Annotated in this window: 24 protein-coding genes and 1 pseudogene; 14 read left to right on the plus strand and 11 right to left on the minus strand. The window is 70.5% G+C overall.

Annotation, left to right across the window (positions count from 1 at the left end):
* On the plus strand, positions 1-1,249 hold a 1,249-nt coding region (locus tag ACIBEC_RS43820), incomplete at its 5' end, for a SpoIIE family protein phosphatase (protein WP_360509423.1).
* A gap of 466 nt (positions 1,250-1,715) precedes the next feature.
* Complete coding sequence (locus ACIBEC_RS43825) at positions 1,716-2,048, plus strand: hypothetical protein (protein ID WP_360509425.1); 333 nt, start codon at positions 1,716-1,718, stop codon at positions 2,046-2,048.
* Between the two features lie 943 nt (positions 2,049-2,991).
* Here ACIBEC_RS43825 and ACIBEC_RS43830 read toward each other — a convergent pair.
* Complete coding sequence (locus ACIBEC_RS43830; RefSeq protein WP_360509427.1) at positions 2,992-3,348, minus strand: hypothetical protein; 357 nt, start codon at positions 3,346-3,348, stop codon at positions 2,992-2,994.
* Between the two features lie 114 nt (positions 3,349-3,462).
* Positions 3,463-4,287 carry a helix-turn-helix transcriptional regulator gene (locus ACIBEC_RS43835; protein ID WP_360509429.1) on the minus strand — a complete coding sequence of 275 codons (825 nt, stop codon included), beginning with the start codon at positions 4,285-4,287 and terminating at the stop codon, positions 3,463-3,465.
* Positions 4,288-4,400: 113 nt separating this feature from the next.
* On the opposite strand from ACIBEC_RS43835, the gene ACIBEC_RS43840 reads away from it, so the two are divergent.
* Together ACIBEC_RS43840 and ACIBEC_RS43845 are read left to right on the plus strand one after the other, a co-directional pair.
* Positions 4,401-4,757, plus strand: coding sequence for a VOC family protein (locus ACIBEC_RS43840; protein WP_360509431.1), 357 nt, complete (start codon positions 4,401-4,403; stop codon positions 4,755-4,757).
* A 17-nt stretch (positions 4,758-4,774) separates the two neighbouring features.
* Positions 4,775-5,206 carry an SRPBCC family protein gene (locus tag ACIBEC_RS43845; RefSeq protein WP_360509433.1) on the plus strand — a complete coding sequence of 144 codons (432 nt, stop codon included), beginning with the start codon at positions 4,775-4,777 and terminating at the stop codon, positions 5,204-5,206.
* Positions 5,207-5,584: 378 nt separating this feature from the next.
* Here ACIBEC_RS43845 and ACIBEC_RS43850 read toward each other — a convergent pair whose 3' ends face one another.
* From ACIBEC_RS43850 to ACIBEC_RS43860, 3 genes are all read right to left on the minus strand, one after another.
* A complete protein-coding gene (locus tag ACIBEC_RS43850) occupies positions 5,585-5,944 on the minus strand; it encodes a hypothetical protein (protein WP_360509462.1) in 360 nt (119 codons plus the stop codon).
* Between the two features lie 44 nt (positions 5,945-5,988).
* Positions 5,989-6,477 (minus strand): hypothetical protein, encoded by a 489-nt coding sequence (locus ACIBEC_RS43855; RefSeq protein ID WP_360509435.1) that lies wholly within the window; start codon positions 6,475-6,477, stop codon positions 5,989-5,991.
* Between the two features lie 317 nt (positions 6,478-6,794).
* The gene (locus ACIBEC_RS43860) at positions 6,795-7,385 is read right to left on the minus strand and encodes an ABATE domain-containing protein (protein WP_360509436.1); all 591 of its coding nucleotides are present in this window, start codon (positions 7,383-7,385) and stop codon (positions 6,795-6,797) included.
* Positions 7,386-7,490: 105 nt separating this feature from the next.
* Here ACIBEC_RS43860 and ACIBEC_RS43865 point away from each other — a divergent pair, with 105 nt between their 5' ends.
* Positions 7,491-8,807 (plus strand): MFS transporter, encoded by a 1,317-nt coding sequence (locus ACIBEC_RS43865; RefSeq protein ID WP_360509438.1) that lies wholly within the window; start codon positions 7,491-7,493, stop codon positions 8,805-8,807.
* Between the two features lie 36 nt (positions 8,808-8,843).
* Here the strand turns inward: ACIBEC_RS43865 and ACIBEC_RS43870 are convergent, their stop codons facing one another.
* Positions 8,844-9,863 (minus strand): YafY family protein, encoded by a 1,020-nt coding sequence (locus ACIBEC_RS43870; protein ID WP_360509440.1) that lies wholly within the window; start codon positions 9,861-9,863, stop codon positions 8,844-8,846.
* Positions 9,864-9,943: 80 nt separating this feature from the next.
* Between ACIBEC_RS43870 and ACIBEC_RS43875 the strand changes: the two genes are divergently transcribed.
* Together ACIBEC_RS43875 and ACIBEC_RS43880 are read left to right on the plus strand one after the other, a co-directional pair.
* Positions 9,944-10,678, plus strand: coding sequence for an alpha/beta hydrolase (locus ACIBEC_RS43875; protein ID WP_360509442.1), 735 nt, complete (start codon positions 9,944-9,946; stop codon positions 10,676-10,678).
* A gap of 22 nt (positions 10,679-10,700) precedes the next feature.
* Positions 10,701-11,777: a winged helix DNA-binding domain-containing protein gene (locus tag ACIBEC_RS43880; protein ID WP_360509444.1), complete on the plus strand. Its 1,077-nt coding sequence runs from the start codon at positions 10,701-10,703 to the stop codon at positions 11,775-11,777.
* A gap of 1,064 nt (positions 11,778-12,841) precedes the next feature.
* Here the strand turns inward: ACIBEC_RS43880 and ACIBEC_RS43885 are convergent.
* The 3 genes and pseudogenes from ACIBEC_RS43885 to ACIBEC_RS43895 form a co-directional block, all read right to left on the minus strand.
* Positions 12,842-13,816: an ATP-binding protein gene (locus ACIBEC_RS43885; RefSeq protein WP_360509445.1), complete on the minus strand. Its 975-nt coding sequence runs from the start codon at positions 13,814-13,816 to the stop codon at positions 12,842-12,844.
* A gap of 17 nt (positions 13,817-13,833) precedes the next feature.
* Positions 13,834-14,247 (minus strand): hypothetical protein, encoded by a 414-nt coding sequence (locus tag ACIBEC_RS43890; protein WP_360509447.1) that lies wholly within the window; start codon positions 14,245-14,247, stop codon positions 13,834-13,836.
* Positions 14,244-14,504, minus strand: a pseudogene (locus ACIBEC_RS43895) (IS5/IS1182 family transposase); the annotation flags it as partial. The gene ACIBEC_RS43890 and the pseudogene ACIBEC_RS43895, both read right to left, overlap by 4 nt.
* Here ACIBEC_RS43895 and ACIBEC_RS43900 point away from each other — a divergent pair.
* On the plus strand, positions 14,451-16,034 hold the full coding sequence (locus ACIBEC_RS43900) for a M4 family metallopeptidase (protein WP_396290569.1): 1,584 nt from the start codon (positions 14,451-14,453) through the stop codon (positions 16,032-16,034). The pseudogene ACIBEC_RS43895 and the gene ACIBEC_RS43900 overlap by 54 nt on opposite strands.
* Before the next feature lie 186 nt (positions 16,035-16,220).
* Positions 16,221-16,745, plus strand: coding sequence for a MepB family protein (locus ACIBEC_RS43905; protein ID WP_360509451.1), 525 nt, complete (start codon positions 16,221-16,223; stop codon positions 16,743-16,745).
* Between the two features lie 174 nt (positions 16,746-16,919).
* Here the strand turns inward: ACIBEC_RS43905 and ACIBEC_RS43910 are convergent, their stop codons facing one another.
* On the minus strand, positions 16,920-17,969 hold the full coding sequence (locus ACIBEC_RS43910; protein ID WP_360509453.1) for a DJ-1/PfpI family protein: 1,050 nt from the start codon (positions 17,967-17,969) through the stop codon (positions 16,920-16,922).
* Between the two features lie 159 nt (positions 17,970-18,128).
* On the opposite strand from ACIBEC_RS43910, the gene ACIBEC_RS43915 reads away from it, so the two are divergent.
* The gene (locus ACIBEC_RS43915) at positions 18,129-18,851 is read left to right on the plus strand and encodes a DJ-1/PfpI family protein (protein ID WP_360509454.1); all 723 of its coding nucleotides are present in this window, start codon (positions 18,129-18,131) and stop codon (positions 18,849-18,851) included.
* A 195-nt stretch (positions 18,852-19,046) separates the two neighbouring features.
* Here the strand turns inward: ACIBEC_RS43915 and ACIBEC_RS43920 are convergent, their stop codons facing one another.
* Positions 19,047-19,316, minus strand: coding sequence for a YciI family protein (locus ACIBEC_RS43920; RefSeq protein ID WP_360509455.1), 270 nt, complete (start codon positions 19,314-19,316; stop codon positions 19,047-19,049).
* A gap of 82 nt (positions 19,317-19,398) precedes the next feature.
* On the opposite strand from ACIBEC_RS43920, the gene ACIBEC_RS43925 reads away from it, so the two are divergent.
* The 4 genes from ACIBEC_RS43925 (at position 19,399) to ACIBEC_RS43940 (ending at position 23,609) form a co-directional block, all read left to right on the plus strand.
* Complete coding sequence (locus ACIBEC_RS43925) at positions 19,399-20,040, plus strand: Crp/Fnr family transcriptional regulator (protein ID WP_360509456.1); 642 nt, start codon at positions 19,399-19,401, stop codon at positions 20,038-20,040.
* Between the two features lie 87 nt (positions 20,041-20,127).
* Entirely contained in the window at positions 20,128-20,571 is a 444-nt protein-coding gene (locus ACIBEC_RS43930; protein WP_360509458.1) for a GNAT family N-acetyltransferase, read from the plus strand.
* Between the two features lie 264 nt (positions 20,572-20,835).
* A complete protein-coding gene (locus ACIBEC_RS43935) occupies positions 20,836-22,407 on the plus strand; it encodes a sodium:solute symporter (protein ID WP_360509464.1) in 1,572 nt (523 codons plus the stop codon).
* 296 nt (positions 22,408-22,703) lie between these two features.
* Positions 22,704-23,609 carry a DUF1906 domain-containing protein gene (locus tag ACIBEC_RS43940; RefSeq protein WP_360509460.1) on the plus strand — a complete coding sequence of 302 codons (906 nt, stop codon included), beginning with the start codon at positions 22,704-22,706 and terminating at the stop codon, positions 23,607-23,609.
* The last annotated feature ends 296 nt before the right edge of the window (positions 23,610-23,905 follow it).

The raw sequence follows: 23,905 nt of genomic DNA on the forward strand, positions 1-23,905 counted from the left end.
GTACGAGGAGAGCGCCACCGGCATCCCGCACCGCTCCCGCTACCGCGTGCGTGCCACCCCCTGCGACGGAGGGCTGATCGTCTCCTGGGACCGGCTGGACCAGCGCGAGCGGGAGCAGCGCCGCCTGGCGGTGATGCAGCGCCTGGGCAAGATGGGCTGGGTGGACCGGGACCTGGTCTGCGGTGAGGTGACCTGGTCCGACGAGGTGTACGCGATCTTCGACCGGGACCGGGCACAGGGCCCGCTGAAGCTGGAGGAGATCGCGGCCCATGCCGACCCCGAGGATCGCCCCGGCCTGGACGATGCAATCCGGCGCCTGCTGAAGGCCGGTGAAGCCCTTGACCTCACCGTCCGCGTCCACCTCCCGGGTGGACAGGACCGCCACGTGCGGGTCATCACGGAGGCCGAGACCGACGCCCAGGGCCAACCGGTCCAGATCCACGGCTTCTACCAGGACCTCACCGCCGCCAAGCACGCCGAACAACTGGTTCGGGAACACGAACAGGCCGCACTCGCCCAGCAGAGCCAGCTTGCCGCCGAACGCGACCTCGCCGCACGCCTCCAGGACACCCTCCTGCCGGTGCCCCAGCAGACCCTCCACCTCGCCGACCTCACCGTCGACGTCGCCTACCAGCCCCTCCAGGAAGGACTCAACCTCGGCGGCGACTGGTACAGCGCCATCGAACTACCCGACGGCAACGCCCTGCTCGTCATCGGCGACGTCGCCGGCCACGGACTCGACGCGGTGGCCACCATGGCCCTGCTGCGCTTCACCGCCAAAGGTATGGCCATCACCGGCACCCCGCTGCCCGACATCCTCGCCCGGCTCAACACCATCCTGCTCCACACCACGGAACGGGAGACCCGCACGGCCACCATGGTCATGGCCCGCTACGACCGCGCCGCCTCCCAGCTCACCTGGGTCTGCGCCGGCCACCTCCCGCCGCTACTGATGCGCGATGGCCGAGCCCGCTTCCTGCCCACTCCCGGCGGCATCATCCTGGGCGCCACCCCCACCGCCCGCTACGAAGCCGTCACCCTTGACCTGCACCCCGGCGACCACCTGCTCCTGTACACCGACGGCCTGGTCGAGAACCCGAGAAAGCCCATCGACCAGGGCCTGGCCTGCCTCGCGCGCACCGCACCCGCCCACGCCGGCACCCCACGGTTCGTCGACGCGCTCGTCGCCGAACTGGTTGCACCGGACGGCCGCCATGACGACATCTGCGCCGTGCACATCACTCGTTGACCACCTGAGCGGGCCCGGTTGCCTGATCGCTGGCGCCGCGTGGCGGTCGGCGGCGGCGCGGTCAGGCTTGCAGCAGCATGCCGGCCCGTCATTCGCTACGGAGTGTCGGTGTGTCGTCACTGGGCTGGGCGCGATGATGTGGAGCTGACCCCAAGGGCGCTCAGTGTTTCTGCCGAGTCGCGGACGCCCGCTACGGCGGGATCGCCCCGGCGCCCTGAGACGCGCCGCCCCGAGACCCGTCGGCGCCCAGCCGACCGCCGTCCGGTGCCGGGGCACGGGACCGGGCGGCCTGAGGGGCGGCCAGGGGCACAGCAGGGCCCGGGCCGTCCCGGCCTCGCCGCCGCGGCAGCCGGTCACCGAGGGCCCGCGTCCTGTGCGGGGCGCCGCGGCACGCTTGTCCCCTGGAAGGCGGCGTCTGCGCGCAGGCCGTGCGGCACCGGCGTTGTGGGGCCCGTAGCGTCGAACCATGGCGAGCGAGGACACGACGGCGGTAGCGGTTGGGGTGCGGTCGGTGGACGAGGTGTTCGCCGCACTGGAGACGGTGAACGCGCCCCGCACCGGGTTCGAGCATGGTCTGCTGGAGGCCTACCGGTGGGCGGTGGGTGCCCAGGGTGCGCCGGTCACCGCGAACGCCGCCGTCGGCGCTTACGGGCCGTGCCGGGCGCAGCTGCTCGCCGAGTGCCAGGCCGCCGCGGTGCGTCTCCAGTCGGGCACGGACCGGCCGGGCGAGACGGAGCGGACGCTGGGCGTCTACATGGCGCTGGCGTGGCTGTGTGGCCACCTTGACGACCGTCCGTAGGCCGGCTGCAGCCCGAGTCCCGGTGGAGGAACTCACCCACTGCTGTTGCCTGTCACGCCGTACGGTCGATGGGGACCCGGACCAGGCGCACGAATGGGACGGCTACGTGGAGCACAGGGCGAGCACCTCCCGATGGCCACGTGCAGCCGCCGCGGGGCCCTGATCGAGCACGCGCCGGACCGCTCGGCCGCCTACGGGGACCTGGCGCTTGGTTCAGTCCTGGTCGCACCCGGCCGAGGTCCACGACGCCGGCGAGGCCGTGAAGGCCGAGGCCGACGCCGAGATCGAGGCCTCCTCCTTCCGTACGATCTGGCGGGTCCTGCGCGCCCTCGCGGCGCACGACGCCCGGCTGGCGGCTGCCCGCGCGGCCAACGCCGCGCTGCGCCCGTGCTGGACGTGCCGGGGCTCCATCGGCGGGGAGGAGGGCTCGCTGCTGGAGCTGACCAAGAAGGCCGACCCTGAGCGGCTGGAGTGCGCGCAGTGCGAACGGGCCGCACCGAGAAGGACTTGGGCCCGCTGGTGCTGCCCGCCCCGACCAAGCGCGAGCAGGTCGCCGCGCTGGTCTCCGCCCCGGATGGCCCGTGGTGGGAGGACCGGCTACTGCACGCCAAGCGCTACCCAGCGAAGGGCCCGTCGGGGGTGGCCTGTACCTCGACCGACTCACTACCGCGGCGGGCGGGCAGCATTACAGGACGAGGGAGAAGATCGCCGCCCGGATCGGCGTCATCACGGCCAAGCGCCGAGTCACCTCCTGCCTGCGCTGGAAGATCACCGCCGACGAAAACGGCGCCCCCAGCCTGGCCTGGCACTTCGACCAGGACGTACTCGAGGCCGAAGCAGCCGTCGACGGGTGGCACGCGCTCATCACCAGCCTCCCGCCCGAGAAGGCCGGCCCGGACCAAGTACTGATCCACTACAAGGGCCAGGGCGCCGTCGAACGCCGTTACCACGACTTCAAGGGCCCCTGGCGGTCGCACCGGTCTTCGTGCAGCACAACCGGCGCGTCGCCGCTCTGATCCAGGTCATCTGCCTGGCACTGCTGGTCTTCTGCCTGATCGAGCGGCAGGTCAGACGCGCGCTCGGCCCCGACGAGACCATGCCCGGCCTCTACCCGGACAATCGCCGCGTCCGCCCCACCGGCCGGATGATCCTCTACTACCTCGGCGAACTCACCCTGCGAATCGGCAACGTCACCGACCCGCCAACCGTCCAGATCAACCGCGGCGTCCAACTCCACCCCCTCGATCTCCTCGACATCGACATCGGACAAACCCGCTGGCCACAGACCTGCAACGGTCATCCGCGAAGTACGGGTCTAGTAACGCGCGCGTGTCCACCGGTGCTCAGAACCTGGAACGCCAGATCGATGCCCTTACCACCGCTGGGTGTCGGCGCATCTTCTCCGACGACAACTTCAGCCCGAAACCAGCACATTCGATCGGCTCCTGGCCGCTCGCGACGCGCGCGAACTGGGGGCGAGCAGTCGGCGCAACACAGTGGGAGTGTGTCCCACGTGCTCGCGGACGGTGCGGGTCAGGTGGGCCTGGTCGGCGAAGCCAAGCCGTGCGGCCAGGTCTGCGAGGCTGGCTTCGCCCTCGCTGAGTTGGTCCATGGCCTGGGCGACCCGGACGCGGTTGCGGTAGCGGGTCAGCGAGACGCCCGTCTCTCGCGAGAACACCCGGCTCAACCGGTAGGGCGACACTTCCAGCAGCACGGCCAGTGAGCAGAGTCCTGCGGCCTCCGAAACCCCTTCGGTGATCGCCTGACGCGCCGCAGCGGCCAGAGCCCGATCGGCCGGCACCGTACGCAGGGACAGCCCGCCGGCTGCCGCTGCGACAAGGCGAAGCAGTTCCTCTGTCAGCGCATAGTCGAGGTCGCCGGTTCCTGCGGCGCCCAACAGACGACGGTGGGCGAGATCGACGCGCGCGTCCACGTACACCGTCGTCGCAGGCAGCGGACGTCCCAGGACGGACGGGCTGAAGCTGACCGACGTGCAGACGTCGCCGCCGGACGGGTGCGCGAAGCGCTCCTCCTCGCCCGGCGCGCCCAGGTAGGCCATGGTCGGGTCCAGATCGGAATCGATGCCGTCGACCCGTCGCCGAAACCTGCCACGTCGTACCAGCACCAAGCGGTGATCACCGCGGGTCTCCGGCTCCGACCATCGAGTGTGGTCCGAGCGGCAGTCCACCACTGCCACGGTGAACTCGGGCCGGGCGGCGAAGGGCGACACAGACAGCATGCTGCGGACGGTACGCGCCGGGTACGACAGAACGGCCCGCAAAGATCTTCAAGACCTGCAGTGCCATCGCCCCGGATGCTTGAGATCACCTGATGACACGAAGGGAGCCATCAATGGCCGTCCACGCGGAGCTCACCGCGATCACGATCGACAGCGCCGATCCCCGGGCCCTCGCCGAGTTCTACCGGAAGGTCACCGGCTGGGACGTCGCGCAGGCCGACGACGACTTCGTCTACCTGGGCCAGGGCCCGATCCGGCTGGCCTTCCAGCGGGTCGCCGGCTACCGGGGACCGAGCTGGCCCGACACCGCCAAGCACTCCCACCTCGACTTCAAGGTCTCCGACCTGGAGGTCGCGGCCAAGGAACTGCTTGCGGCGGGCGCGACCAGGCCCGAGTTCCAACCCGGGGAGGGCCAGTGGACCGTTCTGGCCGACCCCGAAGGACACCTGTTCTGCATCGCCGCCGCCTGACCGGGAGTCGATCGCCAATGGCCTCCATCCACAAGGAATTCGTCATCGACGCCCTTCCCGAAGCGGTATGGGCTGTGCTCAGCGACTACGGTGCGGTGCACGAGCGGCTTGTGCCGGGGTTCGTCATCGACACCCGTCTGAACTCGGACACCCGCGCCGTGACGTTCGCCGACGGCACGATCGTCCTCGAAAGACTCGTCGACCTCGATCACGAGACGAGGCGCGTCGCCTACACCGTCGTCGGTGGGAGCCTCCATCCGTCCCACCACCACGCCTCCATGCAGGCCCTGCCGGAAGCCGAAGGCCGGACGAGATTCGTGTGGCACACCGACGTCCTCCCCGACACTCTCGCCGCGGCGATCGCCGAGTTCGTCGAACACGGCTCGGCGGTCATCCGCCGGACGCTGGAAGCCTCGACGACGCCCATGCGCGAACCGGCACGCACATAGCCCCGACCCCGATGACGAGACGACTGAGCGCCGTCCCGAAGTCGAGAAGGCCTTCGGGACGGCGCTCAGCGCCGGTCAGTCGGCCAGCGGGAGGTAGACCCGGTTGCCCTGGGCCTTCCAAGCCGACCTCGCCAACACCCAAGAACGCGCCGGCCGTCTCACCGCAAGGATCCGGACCCTGGAGGGCAAGCTCTCCGGACTCCTCGGCGAACAGGCGTGGAGAGACTTCGGACTCGGCGGACCCGATGACATCGACCAGCTCAAGCGCCGCATCACCGCCCTTGAACAGCAAGCGGTCGATCTCACCGGTCAAACTGGGAGAGCGCAACGAAGAACTCCAGGCCGCCGGAGCTGCCAACCGCCAGCGGATCAGTCGGCTCAACACGAGCCACTGACCTCGGACCCGGGGGCGGAAGGACAGTGATCACTTCCTACCGCCCCCGCAGCGACGAGCTGGAACGCCTGCATGCCATCCATCGGGGTGCCATCGGGGATGACCTCGATCAGCTCGGGCCTCAGCCGCATCCAGGCGCGGGACGTCCGGATCTCCTCCGCGACCTGGTCCATGAACCACTGCATGACCTCGTACGGGATGTCCAGGTGCCGTCCTTGGGGATCGAAGCACACCGTCGGCTCGCGCGCTGGGTCCTCGTCGGGGATGACCGCGGTCACCACGGCCCGTTGCTCCCGGACGAGGTCCAGTTCCAGGTACCAGGCGTCGTCGGGCACGGAGTACATCGCGGTGATCGCGTAATCGCGGCTGGGGTGGGTGACCAACGTCCTCAGACCTTCGGGTCGATCGGCGGTGTGGTGTGGACCTCGGCTTCGGGGGCTAGCTGCAGGCCGGCCGTGGCGAGGAAGTCGGCGAGGTCGATCCGGCCGCCGTTGGTTCCGTCGTCCCAGCTGGTCCAGATCTTCGACGCCTCGCCCTCCCAGGTGTCGACGTCCTCGCTCGGATGCTGCTCGACAGTCCCCTCGCCGTGCCGGTACCACAGGTACGGGTACTGCCCCGTGGTCGTCCAAGCGTCCCACTGTGACGGGAAGCCCCCGGAGGTCTGCACCACCCGCGCGACGGTCACATCCTCGTGTAGGTGGGCCTCGACAGCGCCCAGATGATGGTCGTGGGCGATGAGGAGGTCGTCCACGAGACCGAGCAGGCGGACGCTGTCGCTGGGGAACTGGAGCGTGAGGCCGGCCGTGAAGCCGACATGGCCGTCGTTGTAGTCGATCTGCCGAGCCGACCGGATCGTCTGTCCGACGAGCCGGGTCACCGGAACATCCGGCAATCATCGATCAGCGCCGGTCAGGCTAGCGCCTGGCCGGGGACCGGTCCGGCCCGGGGCGGCGGGTCGGCGTCCGTGGCATCGTCGCGGGTGGTCGCGTGCTGCTGGTCCTGCGCGCTGCAAGGCAGGCGCGAACGGCTGATCGATCGCCCCCAGGCCGCCACGAGGTTCGGCTTGGATCGCAGCCCTGAAGAGCCCCGATCACGACGACCGGCAGCCTGGCTGTCGGCATCGGCTGACGGCCGGTCGGCATGACCGCGCCCCGGAGGTACCGTCCCTGCGGGGCGCGTGCCGTTCGCGGGTCGCTATGCCGAGTGGCCGCGCTGGCGGTGGTAGTGGCGGGCGGCGCGAGCGCGGTTGCCGCAGCCGGGGCCGCACCACTCGCGGCGCGGGTGGTCCTTGACGAAGAACTGGACGCAGCCCGGGCCGTGACAGGCCCGCAGGTCGGCGGCGAGCGGGCCGGTGAGCAGGGCGGCGGTGTCGTGGGCGAGGGCGCCGAGCGCGGCCGGGACGGGGGCGCGGTCGGTGCGCCGGGTGGCGGCGTACCCGGTGGCGTCGGCGGCCAGGACCGGCCAGTTCGGGGCGGCGGCGGACGCCTCGTTGATCCGTTCGACCTCGGCGGCAGGGGCCGACTCACCGTCGACGAAGGCCCGCAGGACGGCGCGGATCGCATCGCGCAGCGCCCGGAACTGCGCCAGGTCGGCCTCGTCGACCGCGGCCTCGGGGGCGTCGGCGCCGGCCGCAACGGCGTTGACGGCGAGCCAGGCGGTGAGGTCGTCCGGGGTGGCCAGGGCGTCGCGGACCTTGCCGCGGGTGGCGACCAGCGTGTTCGCGAACGTGACGGCGAGCGGTGGGGCGGACCCGGCCGGGGCCTTCGAAGCGGTGAAGGAAACCATGACCTAATGATAACTGCCACTTGCAACCGTTAGGTCTTACTGCCATGATTCTCATGGTTACAGACATCACAACCATGAGAAACTACTCGGGGGGAGCACCACCGGATGACCGCGACAGTGATCGGGCCCGGCCCGCAGACGAAGACCCGTCCGGCCCACGAGCAGCCGCCGGCCCCGACCGGGGCCTCGCTCTGGCGGAACCGCGACTTCCTCACGTTCTGGTCCGGCGAGACGCTCTCCCTGCTCGGCACCCAGGTCACCACCCTCGCCCTGCCGCTCACCGCCGTGATCGCCTTCGGCGCCACCCCCGAGCAGGTCGGACTGCTGCGCTTCCTGCAACTCGTCCCGTACCTCGCCCTGGCCCTGGTGTTCGGCGTCCTGGTCGACCGGATGCGGCGCCGGCGCGTCATGCTGCTGGCCAACGGCTCCAGGATGGTGCTCATCGGCCTGATCCCGCTGCTGGCCGTCACCCACCACCTCGATCTGCCGGTGCTGCTCACGCTCGCCTGCGCGATCGGCGTCTTCTCCGTCCTGTTCGACGTCAGCTGGATGTCCTTCGTCCCGACCCTGGTGAAGGACCCGCAGCGCTACGTCGAGGCCAACCAGAAGCTCGGCGTCACCTCCTCCACCGCCGACGTCGCCGGCCCGGGTCTGGCGGGCGTACTGGTCGGCACCCTGAGCGCGCCGGTCGCGCTGCTGGTGGACGCCTTCTCCTACCTGGTCTCACTCGTGACGCTGCTGCTGATCCGCACGCCCGAGCCACGCCCCGAGCCGTCAGCGCAGGGACGCCACCTCGGGCGGGAACTGGCCGAGGGGCTGCGCTGGGTCTTCGGCGACCGCGTCCTGCGCCCGCTCGCCCTGGTGGCGCCGTTCTGCAACTTCTCGATGGTCTCGGTGTGGACGGTGTTCGTCCTCTACGCGGTGCGCGACCAGGGGCTGACACCCACCGGGATCGGTGTCGTCTTCTCCGCGTCCTCGGTCGGCGGCCTGGTCGGCGCGGCCCTGTCCGGACGGATCATCAAGCGGTTCCGCCTGGGCACGGTCTACGCGGTGTCGATGACGGCGATCTTCACGAGTCCCCTTCTGCTCCCGTTCGCGGACGCCTCCAAGCCGGTGATGACGGCCCTGTTCGTCGGCTCGTTCTTCATCAGCTACCTGGGCCTGGGCGTGGCCGGCGTGGTGATGGTCAGCCTGCGTCAGACGCTGACGCCCAAGCCGTTGATGGGCCGGATGAACGCGGCCTTCCGGACCCTGCTGTTCGGTGGCGGCTCGCTGGGCGGCCTGCTCGGCGGCGTCATCGGCGGGGCGCTGGGACTGCGCGGGGGACTCGCCGCGATCGCCGTCGGCTCGGCCCTGATGCTCGTCCCGCTGGCCCTGTCCCCGGTCAGCCGACTGCGCCACCTGCCGCCGCCCGCCGCCTGATCCGCCAGGCACCCGGACCACCGGGGTCGACGGGCCCTATCGGGAGGGGCCGGTCGACCCCGGTAACCGCTTGGTGATCTTCTGGCGCGACAGTTCTCCTGGCGTGCGTTCGGCTGCTGCTGTGAGCTGTTCGGCCAGATTCTTGAGGGCTGGCCGGAGTTCGTCGGGGCGGTGGATGGTGAAGGGCCATTCGAGTGAGGCGAGCATGTGTGCCATGCCGTCGAGGCTCTCTGCCTGGGCTTGCATCCGGACGCCGCTGGGTTGGGCGGTGAGTGTGACAGCGGTGTTCGCCAGCCTGCGAGCGATCTCGTCGAGGGGGCCGTGGATCGTCACTTCGACCTGCCAGCGGTAGGGCCCCTGGGCGAGGGTTGAGGTGAGGTGGGTGACGGGGTCGAAGCCGTCGGGGGCGGTGAAGGCCTTCGTGCGGGGGGTGACGGAGGCGATTCGGTCGATGCGGAATGTCCGCAGGTCGTCGCGGAGGTGGTCGTGGCCGACGAGATACCAGCGGCCGGTGTGGAAGACCACGCCGTAGGGGTCGATGTCGCGCTCGGTCTGGTCCTGCCGCTGGGACTGGTAGTTGATGCCGACGGTCGTCCTGGCGCGGGAGGCTCGCGCGAGCGCCAGCAGGATGTTGCTCCCGGGGGCCTGCGCGATCACGGCGTTCGCGGTGAAGGACAGGGTTTCCCGCATGGCGGCGAGCGGTTCTCGCAGGGCGTCGGGAAGCACTCTCTCGATCTTGGCCCGGGCGCCCACGGCGGCAAGCACGGTCGTCCCCATCCCGAGGCGTTCGGCCGCGAGGAGTCCGAGGACGACGGCGAGGGCCTCGTCATTGGTGAGAACCAGGGGTGGGATCCGGTAGCCGCGGGCCATTCGGTAGCCGCCATAGCGGCCGCGCTCGGCCTCCACGGGGATGCCCAGGTCGCGCAGGTGGGCGATGTACCGGCGGATGGTGCGGACGTCGGTGTCCAGCCGGTCGGCCAGCTCGGTCCCGGTGAGTCCGGCGTTCGACTGGAGCAGTTCCAGCAGGGTCAGCACACGGGTCAGGGGATGCGACATGGATCACTCGATATTTCAGGGCTGATTCTGTCCTGTATCGACTCTACGCTTCCAAAGAGCACTCATTTCAGGGAGATCACATGGCCACCTTCGTACTCGTTCCCGGCGCCTGGCTCGGCGCGTGGGCCTGGGAAGACACCGCCCGCGCTCTGCGGGAGCACGGCCACACGGCGGTGGCGCTGACGCTGACCGGCCTGGCCGAGCGCGCGGGGGAGGGCGGGCCCCAGACGGACCTGGACACGCACATCGCGGACATCATCGAGTTCGTCGAGAGGAGCGATCTGCGCAAGGTCACCCTGGTTGCCCACAGCTACGCGGCCGCCCCCGTCACCGGCGCGGCCGGGCGCCTTAGCGACCGGCTGGAGCGCGTCGTCTACGTGGACAGCGCCCCGTTCGCCGCGGGCATGCGGATGCTCGACCTCATGCCACCGGCGGCAGCGGACCAGCTGGGCCAGCAGGTCACAGCCCACGGCGACGGCTGGCGGCTGCCGATGCCATCCTTCGAGGTCCTGAGTCTGTCCAGCAGCCTCGACGGACTGGATGAGGACCAGCGGGACGTGCTGACCGCACATGCCACTCCTCAGCCGTTCGGCACCTACACCCAGCGCCTCGCCGACCACGCCGCGCCCGGTCCTGGTGTGGACCGTGTCCTGATCGCCTGCCGTGACTTCACAGGCCTGCTGGATACAGGGGTGCCGATGCTGGCCTTCCTCAACAACGCGCCGTGGCGGCGCTTCGACCTGCCCACCGGGCACTGGCCGATGCTGTCGGCGCCCGCCGACCTTGCCGGCATCCTCCACGCGGCCGCCACCTGACCGAGACGGGCTCCACCGAGGCATGGCAATGCTCGATCGCGAAGGTATCCGCGGACTGCGGGCCCGCGCACAGGCCCTGGCTGGCGGACTGCGGGAAGTCTCCGCCGAGGCGGTCGTCCGCCGGGTCTTCGCGATCCAGGCTCAGGACGCCACGGCCGCCGACCTCGGCATCCGAGTACGCGGGCGGGACATCACGGCCGCTGACATCCGTGCGGCATACGAGGATGAACGGAGCATCGTCCGCGGTTGGTACATGCGCGGCACCCTGCACACCATCCCAAGCGAAGACGTCCACTGGGTCCTGCGGCTCCTCGCTCCCCGGATCATCGCCGGCACCGGCCCCCGCTACCACCAACTCGGCCTGGACGACGACGTTTGCCGAAGCGCCGACCGCCTCATCCGGCGCGTACTCGCCACGCACGGCCCGCTCACGCGAGCCGAGCTGACCGAACACCTCACCACTCTCGGCGTCCCGCCGAACGGACAGGCACCCTTCCACCTGATCCGCCACGCCGCGCTCGGCGGCGTCCTCTGCCATGGCCCACAGCGGGCCGGTGTGGCCACGTATGTGCTGCTTGATGACTGGTTGCCCGCCGCCGGGGACTCCCGACCGGAAGGCGAGGCTGCCCTTGCCGAGCTGGCCCGTCGCTATCTGGCCGCGCACGCACCCGCCACATCCGAGGACTTCGCCACCTGGTCCGGACTGCCCATCACCTGGGCACGCAGAGCCTGGAAGACGCTGGCGCAATCCGGCGCAATCACCGAGTACGGCACACAGACCGTGCTCGCCGGATGGGCGGACGACGCCGGAGGCACGTCCAGTACCCCCGATGTCCGCATGCTGCCCGCCTATGACAACTACCTCGTCGGATACCACACCCGTGAGGCGTCGGTCCCCGGCTGTCACGAAGCCCGTGTGTGGCCGGGAGGCGGCCTTATCCGGCCGACCATCATCACCGACGGCCTGGCCGTCGCTACCTGGACCCGATCCGGCGGGCGCTCCATCCGGATCGATGAGTTCGAGCTGCTGCCGCCAGGGGTTCAGACGGGAATCCACGCGGAATCGGCGGCCGTCGCCAGGTTCCTGTCCGCCACCTGACGGAGACCGTTTCCGTCACGTGGGTCACGATTTTCCTGTCTCCGAGGTGATCAGCGCAGCGCTTCCGGCGGTCCTGCCCAGCGAACGGCTCTGGCCCGTAGTCGGTGGTAACCGAGGGTGACCGGCGTCGTTGGCGTGATGTGCGAGATGTCAACGAGCTTATGAGTGTGCGGGCTCGGCTGCGGCTTGTTCAGTGGGTGTGTGGCGGGGTGGGTTTTGATTGCTGTGTGTGTTCGTCGTGGGCATGCCATGCGGCGGGTGGCGGGTGTCGGGGGCGGGGAATTGCTGGGTGTTTCCTTCAGGCGTTCCGGCGGATTTCCCGACGTGTTTTTCTGGCGCTTTTGTGGGGTGTGTCCGCTCGGTTTTCCGGCGGGTTTTCTGCCCGCGTTTTGCGGGTGTTGGTGGTGCGCGTCACGGGCAATGGAGTGTGACGCGCACCGGGTTGTGATCCTGTCAGGAGGGACGTCGTCGGCCTGTCCGGGGGCCGCTCGTCCACGCCCTGCTCGGCGCCGTCGGTGTCCTGCTCGCCGCCGTCCAGGCCGCCTGGCCCCGGTCCGGCTCGGTGCCCGCCGCGCCCGCCGTTCGGTGCGCCGCCATGCGGTGCTGCGCCCCGCCCCCGGCCGCCGTTCTCCGGTCAGGTCGGACCGCGGTGCCGGCGGGTGTCGGCGGGCTGGGACATGAGGTGTCCCAGGTGTGTCTCAGCCCGCCCGTTGTGTCCGTTTTGCTGGGACGGTCTCAGGCCGTTCTCCCTGGTGGGAGTGTTTCGCGCTCTACTGTCCCAGCCCGGCCGGCGTGGTCGGTCGGATGCCCCGCTGTTCTCCGACAGGTGATCTTGACCGATTGCCAAGTGATCTTGACTGGCGCCAGGGTCCGCCACTTGATTGGGGGAGTCGTTGTGGCAATGGCGTACGGCGATGCCGATTTGTGCGGGCGTGGATGGGGGGCCGCGACGGGGGCACCCGTCAGCTTGGGCCGCATGGGAAATCCCGGGGCGAGCGCCCCGGGATCTGGTGTCACAGCGCCGAGAACCAGCTCGGACAGCAGCTCGTCCTGCCACCTGGCAGTCAGCGGATGGTGAACATCTTGTTGAACTGGGCGATCTCGAAGACCTGTTGAACCGCCTCACGGCAGTTGTGGAGCTCCAGCGACTTCTTCTGCATGGCGGCACGCTCCTTGAGGAGCAGGAGCATCCCGAGCGCGCTGGAGTCGATGAACGGGACCTGGTCGAAGTCGATCACGATCAGCTTCACCTCCGGATTGTCGAGGAGTTCCTGTGAGGCCTGCCGGAACTCGCGGTGGAGGTTGAAGTCGAACTGGCCGATGAGGATCATCTTGCCGGTACCGCCTTCGACCTTGACGATCGGACGCATGTGGGTTGCTCCTTGTGCTGGTTGGGCTGCCCCGGTCGGGGCGGGAGTGGGGATGGTCCGGCGGAGCGTGACGCGGGTGCCGCCGCCGGGCGGGAAGGTGAATTCGACGTCATCCATGAGCGCGCGCATCAGCAGAACGCCCCGGCCGTGAGGTAGAGGCCTGCGCTCTGGAGCGAGCGGATCAAGGCAGGAGGACGGGTCGAACCCTGGCCCGTAGTCCGTGACCGTCGCCACGATCTGCCCGGCCACGACGTCGAGGTCGAGCGTCGCCGCCCGCTGCCCCGCGCTGTGACCGTGCCGGACGGCGTTGACCATGGCTTCGAGAACCGCGACATGAACCGCCGAACGCTCAGCTCCAGCCAGCGACAGAGTGGTGAGGAACGCGCGCAACTCGTCCTGGGCCTGCGCCAGATCCGGATCTTCGTTTGAGTGGAGAGCCAGTTTCACAGCGCGGCGGCCCCGTTCAGACAGGCCGGCTTCGCGGGCATGAGCGCCTTCCATCCTTGACCGAACGATCCCCCCGTCCTCTCCCTTCTCCCCAGACCACCAGGCTCGCTCACAGCTCAATCGGGTGAACCGTGCGGCGCGGTCGGGATTGGCGAGCGCCAGGCTCTGGAACTCCGTCCGAAGCCCGGCGGCCGCTGTCAGCAGGTCAAACTCACTTGTCAATCGGTCAAGATCAGTTGTCAGTGGACGTTACTGTAAGTCCGTTTCTGGTAGCGGCCTCGTCCGGGTTGGGTGAGGAAGCCTTGGCGGGTAAGGCGTCCGAGGCGGCTGCGGGTGATGTTGACGGACGTCTCGTCGGTGGGCATGCCGAGGAGTTCGTGCAGCTCGCGTGCCCGGAATGCCTGGTCGGGATGCTGGTTGAAGGCGTTCACGATGGCCTGGTAGGTGGTGTTCGTCTCGGGTGGTTCTGATTCGGCTCCTGCCGGCGTGACCTCCGCGATGATCTTTCGGGCGGTGGCCGGATCCGTGAGCCGCGCTTCGGTCTCTGTCAGGTCGGCGGCGAGCTCTTCGATCCGGGCGCGTAGTTCTGCGGCCCGGGCGGCGGCCTCGTCCTGCCGGGTCTGGAGGTCCGCCAGGAGTTCGGCGATGTTCACGCGGCCAGCCCGAGGGTGTCGCGCCAGGCCGGGGCTGGTGTGGTGAGGTGGCGGGTCATGTTCGCGGTGGAGGCCCAGTAGACCCGTGAGGCGGAGTTGTCGGGCCTGTGGTCGTACTCGCGGGCGAGGCGTCGATGCAGCATCAGGGTGCCGTTCGTCTGCTCCACCACCCACCGTTTCGGCTGTGGGACGAAGCCCTTGCCCTGGTCGGCCGGGTTGCGGCGGACGACCTCGACGTCGATGTCCAGCACACCGCCAAACTCTTCGCCCGGGGCCAGTCCGGGGCGATGGACGAGGCTCTGGCCGACTACTTCGGCAACGCCATCGAAGTGACCGCCCGCGGGATCGCGATGAACGCCCCCGAGGCCGCGCTGCTCTGCGAGAGCCTCTGCCGCACCGGGACCCCGCAGGCGTGTGCGACGCGTCGCCTGGACGACCGCCGCACCACCGTCGACGACTACGTCGGCGCGGGGTCGTCGGTGGACAACGCCGGCGTGCACCTGAACGCCCCGATCTTCGGCGGCGCGCTGTGGGACATCCGCCGCACCCTCGACCCGCTCACCGCCGACCGGCTGGTCTACCGCGCGCTCTCGGCCTACCTCACCCCGCTGGACGACTTCGTCGCCGGGCGCAACGCCGTCCTCGCCGCCGGTCGGGACCTGGGCCTCTCCCGGGGGCAACTCCGGTCGGTGGCAGGTGCCTTCGACGCCCACGGGATCCGGGCCGGCTGGCAGCAGCGGCTCGGCGTCGACAGCCACACGGTCCTGACCGACATCGCCGCCTTCGCACCCCCGGCGGCCGCGGGCGGCCACTGGGTCCTCTCCTGGTCGACCCAGGGCGACGGCGGAGGGCCGGCCGTGTACACCGGCGCCACCGGCACGTCGGCCACCCCCACGTCGGCCGCCCCCACGCGGCTGAGCCCGTCGGACGGCCGCTGGCACGTGCAGCCCGCGACCGACGGGGTCCGCGCCGCGTGGCTGGCCGACGGCCCGAGCGCGCAAGGAGGCCGGGAGACGGAGGTGCTGGTCCGGCCGCTGTCCGGTGGCCCGATCCGCAGTGTCTTCCACACCTCCGGATCGCAGGGGGTGGTCGGCCAGCCCGCCGTCTCCGGCGACGACGTCGCGTTCACGGTGAGCGACCACACCACCGGCCGGACCGCGATCCACCTCTCCCGCGGCGGCGCCCCGGCGGTAGCGCTTCCGCTGCCCGACGGCCACAACGCCTCCGGGCCCGTCCTCAAGGGCGGCCGGCTCGCCTGGTTCGAATCCTGGGGTGCCCAGGCGGCCGCCGTCACCGCCCCGACCGTCTACTCGATCGCCGACGGCAGGATCACCGCGCAGTACGCCGTCAGTGGCCCTCAGGGAGATGGCCTGATGGTGGGCGGGCCCCTGCAACTCGCCGGAGGGCGACTCCTGTGGACCGAGACGCCCGCAGACCGTGCCCGTCACAGTGCGATCCGTTCCGGCGCACTCGACGGCTCGGGCGTGACCGACCTGCTGTCCGCCGACGCGCCCGACACCACGCGCATCGGCGCCATCACCGCCTCGGACGAGGCCGTGACCTACGAACCGTCGTACCGCGAGCCCGAGGACGGACGCTGGACCAACGCCGTCCTGCCCAAGCTTTGGCAGGTCCCGCTGACCGGCGGCACCCCGCAGCGGCTGTCCTGCAACCGCGGCAGCCAGACCATGGCCGCCGCCGACCACGGCCTCCGGGTGCTCTGGCTGGACGCCACCGTGGGCCGCAGCGACCTGATGGTCCGTGACCGTCCGGCCGGCCGCTGCTGAAACGACCCGCCCGGGTCACCGCACGGCAGGAGCGGCTCCGGCCGCTCCTGCCGTGCGGTCCGGCGGAGCGTGTCGATCAGCTCGGGGTTCGGCGGACCCCTGGAGTCCGTGGCAAGTCGAAGCCTGCTGTCATCAGATGTCAGAAGCGCCGGCCGTGACCTTTGGGTGTGATGGCAGGATGGGGCAATGGCGACGAACCGGCTGTGGGCGGGGCTTCACGGGGACCTCCTGGCAGTGAAGGCATCGGTGTACGACCCGAGCGGCTTTGCCTGCTCGCAGCCGGTGCCCGAACCCGAGAGTGCCGAGTACGCGGCTCACGGGTTCACCCTCGATGGGCTCTCGGTTCGGTTCCGTGTGGCGAAGACCACCCCGACGAAGGTCGGCCAGTTCGTCACCGTGTGGCAGCGGTCCGAGGGCGGGCCGATCAGGCCCTTCGATGCCGATGACGGGGTCGACCTCTTTGTCGTCAGCAGCCGCGACAGCGGCCACTTCGGGCAGTTCGTGTTCCCGTGCGAGGTGCTGTGCGAGCGGGGCATCGTGTCCCGGGACCACGTGGGCGGGAAGCGGGGTTTTCGTGTCTACCCGCCGTGGGTGACCACGGCCAACCGTCAGGCACGTGCCACGCAGGTGTGGCAGGTGGGCTACTTCCTGCACCTTGGCGGGGACGGGCCTGCCGACATGGCGCGTGCCCAGGCCCTCTACCACCCGTAGCAGCGCTTCTCACTCCTCGCTGTGGCTGCCTTTGCTCCCCGACGAGGAGCGGAGGCAGGCCCGGCGGGGCAGGCTCCGGAGGTCGGGGTGCCGGTGTTGATGGCCGAGGCCGACCGCCCGACGGCCCGGTCAGGCACGTTCGGCCCCCTTCGGCTGCCGGACGGCTTTTCGGCCCTACTCCCCATGCCAGCCGTCGGCGGGGTGGCGTTCCGGCCCTCCCGCAGGGAGGAGGCTGCGCGCGGTGGGTGCGACCTGGGGCGCGCTGTGGACTGTGCGGTGGTGGCTGGGGGTCGTTCCGTAGTGGTCCAGGAACACCTGCCTCATCGTCTCGGCGGAGGTGAACCCGCAGCGCCTCGCGACCGAAGCCAGCGGCAGTGCTGTGGAGACGAGGAGTTGTGAGGCCGCCTCGGCCCGGGCGGTCCGTACGAACCGGGCGGGTGTCTGCCCGAGCTGGTCGAGGAACAGCCGGGACAGATGACGTCCGCTGACTCCCGCGTACGCGGCGAGCGCGGTGGTGGCAAGATCGCTGTCGAGGTGTGCGGTGATGTATTCGACGGTCTGCCGCACGGTCCGGTGCTCCGGGGCGGGCGCGTCGACGAACATGCTGATCTGGGCCTGGTTGCCCGGTCGTTGGAGGTAGGTCACCATCATCCGGGCCAGCGTCCGGGCGAGGGCCGGGCCGTGGTCTTCCTCGACGAACGCGAGGGTGAGGTCGAGCGCGCCGGTGACCCCGGCTGACGTGCAGACGTGCTCGTCGCGGAGGTACAGCGGCGCGGCGTCGACGTGGACGGCCGGGTGGTGCTGCGCGAGGTCGCGCGCGAACGCCCAGTGGGTCGTGGCACGCCGTCCGTCGAGCAGTCCGGTCGCCGCCAGCACACTCGCCCCCGTGCACACCGACGCGACCCGACGGCCGATGCCGGCCAGCCGGCGCACGTGCTCGACCAGCCGGGTGTCCTGCGCCGCCGCGGCGTGGCCCCACCCGCCGACGACCAGCAGCGTGCCGACCGGGCCGCGGGTACGCTCCAGCGCCGCCTGCGCCGCCAGGACCAGTCCCGATGAGCAGCGCACCGGGCGGCCCTGCGGGGTGACCAGGAGGACGTCGTAGGGCGGACTCGCGCCCAGGCGGTTCGCCCCGTCGAAGGCGGTGGTCACGCAGGCGATCTCCACGAGTTCCGCATCGTCGTAGGCCACGACCACCACGCGGTGGCGGACAGCTGTCGTCATGCCTGCGACCCTACCGAACCCGTCCGAAGGACAGGTATCCCAGGATTTCGGACATCGAGCCCGAACGATGCCGTCCGCGATGGAGTCGGCGGGTGAGGGTTGCCAGGGCAGCAGCCCGCCGCCAGGCCCTCGGCCACCACCGACTTCAGGAGTCCCGTCATGACCGAAACCTCGCCCGAGCCGCCCGCGGACCCGGTGAAGACCATCGCCTTCGTGCTGTACCCGGGGCTCACTCCGCTGGACATCGTCGGTCCGATACAGGTCTTCGCGGCGTTGGGCGATCTCGTTCCCGGCTACCGCACGATCGTGGTCGGCGAGCGGATCGAGCCGATGCCGAGCGACACCCCGCTGACCCTGGTGCCCAGTCACACCTTCGAGGAAATAGCGGATCCCTACGCACTGATCGTGCCCGGCGGCCTCGTCCCCACCCTGGCCGCGATGGCCGACGAGAGCCTGCTGCGAAACCTTCGCGAGACCGCGGCGCGCTCCCAGGTCGTCGGCTCGGTGTGCACCGGCTCGCTGCTGCTCGCAGCGGCAGGCCTCCTGGAGGGCCGCCGGGCCACCACGCACTGGATGTACCGCGACCTGCTTCCCCGCTTCGGGGCAACGCCGGTCACCCAGCGCTGGGTCGAGGACGGACACGTCATCACCGCCGCCGGGGTCTCGGCCGGCATCGACATGGCACTGCACCTGGTCGGCCGCCTCGCCGGCCGCGACATCGCGCGCACGGTGCAGCTGTTCATCGAGTACGACCCCGAGCCGCCCTTCGGCCCGATCGACTGGACAGCCGCCGACAGCGGCCAGTACACGCCCTTCGCACGCCGGCTGCTCCACAGCGCCCTCGCCGACCACCCCGCCCTCTTGGCACACCTGAGCGCCTGAGCACCGTGGGCTGGGCACGGTCGGCAAACCTTTCGGTCGAAACGTTCGGCGAACGTGCCCTACCTGCCTGCATGACGATCACGGGCTGGACCGGCGGAAGTGCTGTCGCCGCACTGGTACTCCAGCTGTAGATCGTGATCCTGCCGCCCGGTACCCGAGCAGCGCATCGCCCGACGAATGTGCCCACTTCACCCGTCAAGCCCGGTCGGGACCGACCACCGGCGTCCACTCGCGCACACCGAGCACCTCGACACCGGGTGTCCGGTAGTACGGGTCGTCAGCGAGTACGCGGTCCAGCTCCGCACGTTCCACGTCGAAAACCAGAAGCGCACCCGAGTCATCCCGCCATGGGCCGGCGGCGACGAGGCGGCCCTCCTCGTGAAGACGGCTGAGAAGTGCGCGATGAGCGGGACGTGCCGCCAGGCGTTCCGCGGCTGAGGTGAAGGCGAGCTCGACGATCAACATGGGTGGAGGGTAGGTTCCGAGCATGGCCGGATCTGTATCAGTTGATACTGCGTCTGCAGCCCAGTGGCGCTCCTTGCGCGGTGTGCCGCTGCTGGCCGGGCTGTCGGACGATCGACTGCGCACGCTCTGGAACACCTCTTTCGCACGACGCTACCCGGCCGGCGACGCGCTGCGCGCGGCGGGCGATCCGGCGTCGCACCTCCTGCTCCTCCTGAGCGGCCGGGTGGCCGCCACGGCAACCACGCAGGCCGGCCGGGTCATTCGCTTCGGCGAGTGGTCTGCTCCTTGTGCGCTCGACAAGGTCGCCGTGATCGATGCCCGCGGACACACCGCCACCTTCACCGCACTCACGCCCTGTACGGTGCGCGCCCTGCCGCGCGACCACTTCCTCGCCCTCATCGACGGAGCCCTCTCCGTACGTAGGCACGTCCTGCACATTCTGGCCGGCCAAGCCCGAAGCCGGCAGGAGCAGTTCGCCAGCACCGCAACACTGCCCGCGGAAGCCAGACTGGCCGCCTGGCTACTGAATGAGGCGGCATCGTCCGCGGATGGACACATCGCCCTGCCCGGCTCCCAGCAGGCCCTGGCCGACCTCCTGGGTGTCACCAGGGTGACGGTCAACCGCGCGCTCTCCCGACTCCGGCAGGAAGGCTTGATCGAGACCGATCGCTCCCTCATCGCCGTCCTGGCCCCAGAGCTGCTCGAGCTGCGTTCCCGCGGCTGACCGGACGCCTCAGGCAGACCGATCCGCCGCCCGGAACGGCTCAGCCGGCCTGCATGAAGGAAGATCACGGTCTACTAGCCTGCGGCCATGACTCTCTTCCGCGAGGCCAGGCCCGATGACTTCGAAGACGTTCTGCGCCTCTACCGGCAACTGCAGCCGGCGGACCCGGTTCTGCACGACGGGTCCGACACAGCGGCCTTCGCGCAGATTCTGGGTTCACCCGGCCTGCACCTGTTCGTACTTGAAGTCGACGGGGACGTCGTCGCCACGACGTACCTGAACGTGATCCCGAATCTCACTCGTTCCGCGTCCCCGTACGCAGTCATCGAGAACGTCGTCGTCGACGAGACCTTGCGAGGCACCGGACTGGGCAAGCGGATCATGGCCGACACGCTCCGAGCAGCATGGGACGCGGGCTGCTACAAGGCGATGCTGCAGACCGGCTCGCGCGAACCTGCCACCCACGCTTTCTACAGGGCCTGCGGCTTCTCGCCCGACGCCAAGACGGCGTACCTCGCCCGCCCCTCGTGAGACCTGCGAGCCGGCTCGTTCCGTGATCTCCCGGGCCCTGGCCTCGCCCCTGCCCGTCTCCCGGGTGACCGCGGACTCGGCCCTGCGACGCATCGGCACCGGCCGGATCACCGCGACGCCCGCTGCCCGTACTGTCGGTGTCGTGCTTCGTCCAGGACCAGCAGACCCCGCGGCCAGGCGAGGACGAGCCGGTTCCGGCGCAGGCACCTGGTCTTCACCGCCCGCCTGCCGGGCGGTCGCCACCGGCACAGTCTAGGAGTGAGCGTGCGCCAACTCGACCTTCTCGTGGTCGTCGTCTACCTGGTCGCCGTCGCGGTGGTCGGTCTGCGGCTGGCCGGCCGTCAGACGACGTCGAAGGACTACTTCGTCGGTGAAGGCCACATGCCGTGGTGGACCGTCTCGTTCTCCGTCGTGGCCACCGAGACCAGCGTGCTGACCGTCATCAGCGTGCCCGGCGGCGCCTACGGCGGACAGGGCTTCGGCAACGTCGAGCTCGCACTGGGCTACGTCATCGGCCGCATCGTCGTGGCCGCCGCGCTCATCCCTCTGTACAAGCGCGGCGGCTTCGTCAGCGCCTACCAGTACCTGGGCAGCAGATTCGGCCTCAGGCTCCAGGGACTCGCCTCGGTGACCTTCGTCTTCACCCGGCTCCTCGCCGAGGGCGTGCGGCTGTTCGCCTCCGCGATCCCGATCAAGCTGCTACTCGGCGAGTTCGGCGTGCACACCAGCTACCGCACCATCATCATCGTGCTCACGCTGATCACCGTCGTCTACACCCACCTCGGCGGCATCAAGGCCGTCATCTGGACCGACGCCATCCAGATGGGCCTGTACCTCGGCGGCGCTCTCCTCACCATCGCGGTGCTGTCCGGCCACGTCGGCACCGACGGCTACGCGCGCGCCCTGGACGCCGGCCGGTTCAGGCTCTTCGACACCGACTTCGACCTCGCCCACATCCTCACCAGCCCGTTCGCCCTGCCGACTGCGATCATCGGCGGCGCGATCTTCGCCATGGCCAGCCACGGCTCCGACCAGCTCATCGTCCAGCGCATCCTCGCCACCAAGACCCTGCGCGACGGCCAGAAGGCGATGATCGCCTCCGGGGTGTTCGTCACCCTCCAGTTCGCCGCCTTCTCCCTCGTCGGCGCCCTGCTGTGGGCCTACAACCGGGGCGAGAACGTCAGGACCCTCGGACTGAGCAGCTCCGACAACCTCTACCCCGACTTCATCCTCCACGGGCTGCCCGTGATGATCTCCGGCCTGCTCGTCGCCGGCATCCTCGGCGCCGCCATGGGCTCACTGTCCTCGGCCCTGAACTCCATGTCGAACTCGACGGTCGCCGACGTCATCCACAGCTTCTTCCGCAGCACGCCCTCCGAGGAGTTCCTCCTCAGACTCGCCCGCGTGATGACACTGGTATGGGCCGCGCTGATGGCAGTCTTCGCCTGCGCCTTCAGCACCAGCACCGGCAACGTCTACCTCACCGGCCTGACCATCGCCGGTTACACCTACGGCGCACTGCTCGGCGCCTTCCTGCTCGGCCGCCTCGTACGGCGCGCCAACGAGACCGACTCCGTCCTCGCCTTCCTGATCACCGTCGTCGTGATGACCTACATCGTGCGCGAGGTGAAGATCGACGTCACCACGGCCGCAGGGACCGTTCCCACCGCCATCGCGGCCCAGTGGCTGGTCCCCGTCGGCGTGGTGATCACCCTGGCTGTCGGCGGTCTGCTCAGCCTGTTCCACCACGCACCCGAGACCCCGCACACCCCCGCGGACGACGCACGGCCCGCCCCCGGCACCGGCTGCCCCGAGGCCGCCGCCGCCCAGGACTGACGGCCGCCCAACCCGCCCGCTACGGGGCCGCACCCGCGGCTCGCACCCTCCCGCCCCGGCCCCTCCCCACCGGCCCCGCCCGCGCGCCGCACCACCGGGGAGACACCGTGCGCGTGACCGGCGGCGCGTACCGAGCCGCCGGCCGTGCCCGCCGTCCCGCCCCGGCCCGGGTACCCCGGTGCCGCGTCGGCGGGGCCGGGCGTTCGGAGTCGGCGGTGTCGCGATTGCGGGTGAACGGGCGCGGCACGGCGCCACCGTGACATGGGAGGTCCCCGACGGTTGGCTAGAACGGGGGGATGCGTCTTCCATACCTGGCCGCGCTCCCCGCGGCGGCCGTGCTCGTCATGCTTCCCGGCACTGCCCACGGGCTCGCCCCCGGCGTACGGGAGCCGGCCGCCCGGCCCGCGGAGGTTGCCGGGCCCCATGCCGCCCCGCTGCCGAACGGACCACGACCGGGCACGCCACCGCCGGACGCGCCGCTGCCGGAGTACCGGTTCGACGGGGCCGGGTTCGACGCCTGCTCGGCACCGCCGCTGGAGGCCCTGTCCGTCTGGCGCACTGCCTCGCCGTACGGCGCGGTGAACATCTACAGCAGCGGTGGCCAGCGCGGCTGCGCGCAGGACCGGCTGACGCCGCAGTGGGTCGCCATGGTCCGTGCGATGGGGTGGAAGCTGGTGCCCACCCACGTCGGGCTCCAGGCGCCCTGCGCCGAGCGCCAGGACAAGCCGCTGCGGATCGACCCGGCCCGGGCCGACCAGCAGGGCGAGCAGGAGGCGGGCGAGGCGGCGGCAGCGCTGCAGGCGCTGGGGCTGGGGCCGGGCAGCCCGGTGTACCTCGACATGGAGTCGTACCCGGCGGGCGACGCGGTGTGCGGCCGGGCGGTGGTCGACTTCACCGTCGGCTGGACCAGGGCCCTGCACGCGGCCGGGTACCGGTCGGGCTTCTACTCCAGCATGGACTCCGGCGTCGCGGACATCGTTGCCGCCGCCCGGGCCGGGCGGTCCCCGCTGCCGGACGCGCTCTGGTACGCCCGCTGGGACGGAAAACCCACGACCACCGGCCAGGTGGGGCTGCCCGACGACCTGTGGGCCGGCCACCAGCGCATCCACCAGTACCGCGGCAGCGCCGCCGAGACGTACGGCGGGGTGACGCTCAGCGTCGACCACGACCAGGTGGACGGCCTGGTGGCGGGCGGGCCCTGAGCCCTGACAGGTCGTCGGGGCCGTCCGCCCGCAAGGTGTCACAGCATCACCATCCCGCCCCGAAGGCTCTCGACCTGATACGGCCATGCGTCGAACCCGTCGCGAGCAGCACGGAGGCGTACCTCTCAGGTCCTCGTGGAACCCGAGGACCAGGAGGCTCCGCTGGACCCTGATCGGCGCGGGGGGGGGCCGGGGGGGGGCCGCCCCCCCCCCCCGCCCCCCCGGGGCCCCCCCCGCGGAGCGCACAACCCCAGCCCCACACCCCCCCGGTATGCCGGGGGTGGGGCCGCGCGCCC

It is taken from the genome of Kitasatospora sp. NPDC051164 (genome assembly GCF_044455625.1).
Lineage (GTDB): Bacteria > Actinomycetota > Actinomycetes > Streptomycetales > Streptomycetaceae > Kitasatospora.

Bases quoted from the DNA above. Each gene is read 5' to 3' on its own strand.
- ACIBEC_RS43920 (WP_360509455.1), bottom strand. From the start codon at position 19,316: ATGTTGATCGTCGAGCTCGCCTTCACCTCAGCCGCGGAACGCCTGGCG.
- ACIBEC_RS43865 (WP_360509438.1), top strand. From the start codon at position 7,491: ATGACCGCGACAGTGATCGGGCCCGGCCCGCAGACGAAGACCCGTCCG.
- ACIBEC_RS43910 (WP_360509453.1), bottom strand. From the start codon at position 17,969: ATGACGACAGCTGTCCGCCACCGCGTGGTGGTCGTGGCCTACGACGAT.
- ACIBEC_RS43835 (WP_360509429.1), bottom strand. From the start codon at position 4,287: ATGCTGTCTGTGTCGCCCTTCGCCGCCCGGCCCGAGTTCACCGTGGCA.
- ACIBEC_RS43870 (WP_360509440.1), bottom strand. From the start codon at position 9,863: ATGTCGCATCCCCTGACCCGTGTGCTGACCCTGCTGGAACTGCTCCAG.
- ACIBEC_RS43875 (WP_360509442.1), top strand. From the start codon at position 9,944: ATGGCCACCTTCGTACTCGTTCCCGGCGCCTGGCTCGGCGCGTGGGCC.
- ACIBEC_RS43880 (WP_360509444.1), top strand. From the start codon at position 10,701: ATGGCAATGCTCGATCGCGAAGGTATCCGCGGACTGCGGGCCCGCGCA.
- ACIBEC_RS43845 (WP_360509433.1), top strand. From the start codon at position 4,775: ATGGCCTCCATCCACAAGGAATTCGTCATCGACGCCCTTCCCGAAGCG.
- ACIBEC_RS43850 (WP_360509462.1), bottom strand. From the start codon at position 5,944: ATGTACTCCGTGCCCGACGACGCCTGGTACCTGGAACTGGACCTCGTC.
- ACIBEC_RS43840 (WP_360509431.1), top strand. From the start codon at position 4,401: ATGGCCGTCCACGCGGAGCTCACCGCGATCACGATCGACAGCGCCGAT.
- ACIBEC_RS43940 (WP_360509460.1), top strand. From the start codon at position 22,704: ATGCGTCTTCCATACCTGGCCGCGCTCCCCGCGGCGGCCGTGCTCGTC.
- ACIBEC_RS43930 (WP_360509458.1), top strand. From the start codon at position 20,128: ATGACTCTCTTCCGCGAGGCCAGGCCCGATGACTTCGAAGACGTTCTG.
- ACIBEC_RS43860 (WP_360509436.1), bottom strand. From the start codon at position 7,385: ATGGTTTCCTTCACCGCTTCGAAGGCCCCGGCCGGGTCCGCCCCACCG.
- ACIBEC_RS43830 (WP_360509427.1), bottom strand. From the start codon at position 3,348: ATGACCGTTGCAGGTCTGTGGCCAGCGGGTTTGTCCGATGTCGATGTC.
- ACIBEC_RS43905 (WP_360509451.1), top strand. From the start codon at position 16,221: ATGGCGACGAACCGGCTGTGGGCGGGGCTTCACGGGGACCTCCTGGCA.
- ACIBEC_RS43825 (WP_360509425.1), top strand. From the start codon at position 1,716: ATGGCGAGCGAGGACACGACGGCGGTAGCGGTTGGGGTGCGGTCGGTG.
- ACIBEC_RS43915 (WP_360509454.1), top strand. From the start codon at position 18,129: ATGACCGAAACCTCGCCCGAGCCGCCCGCGGACCCGGTGAAGACCATC.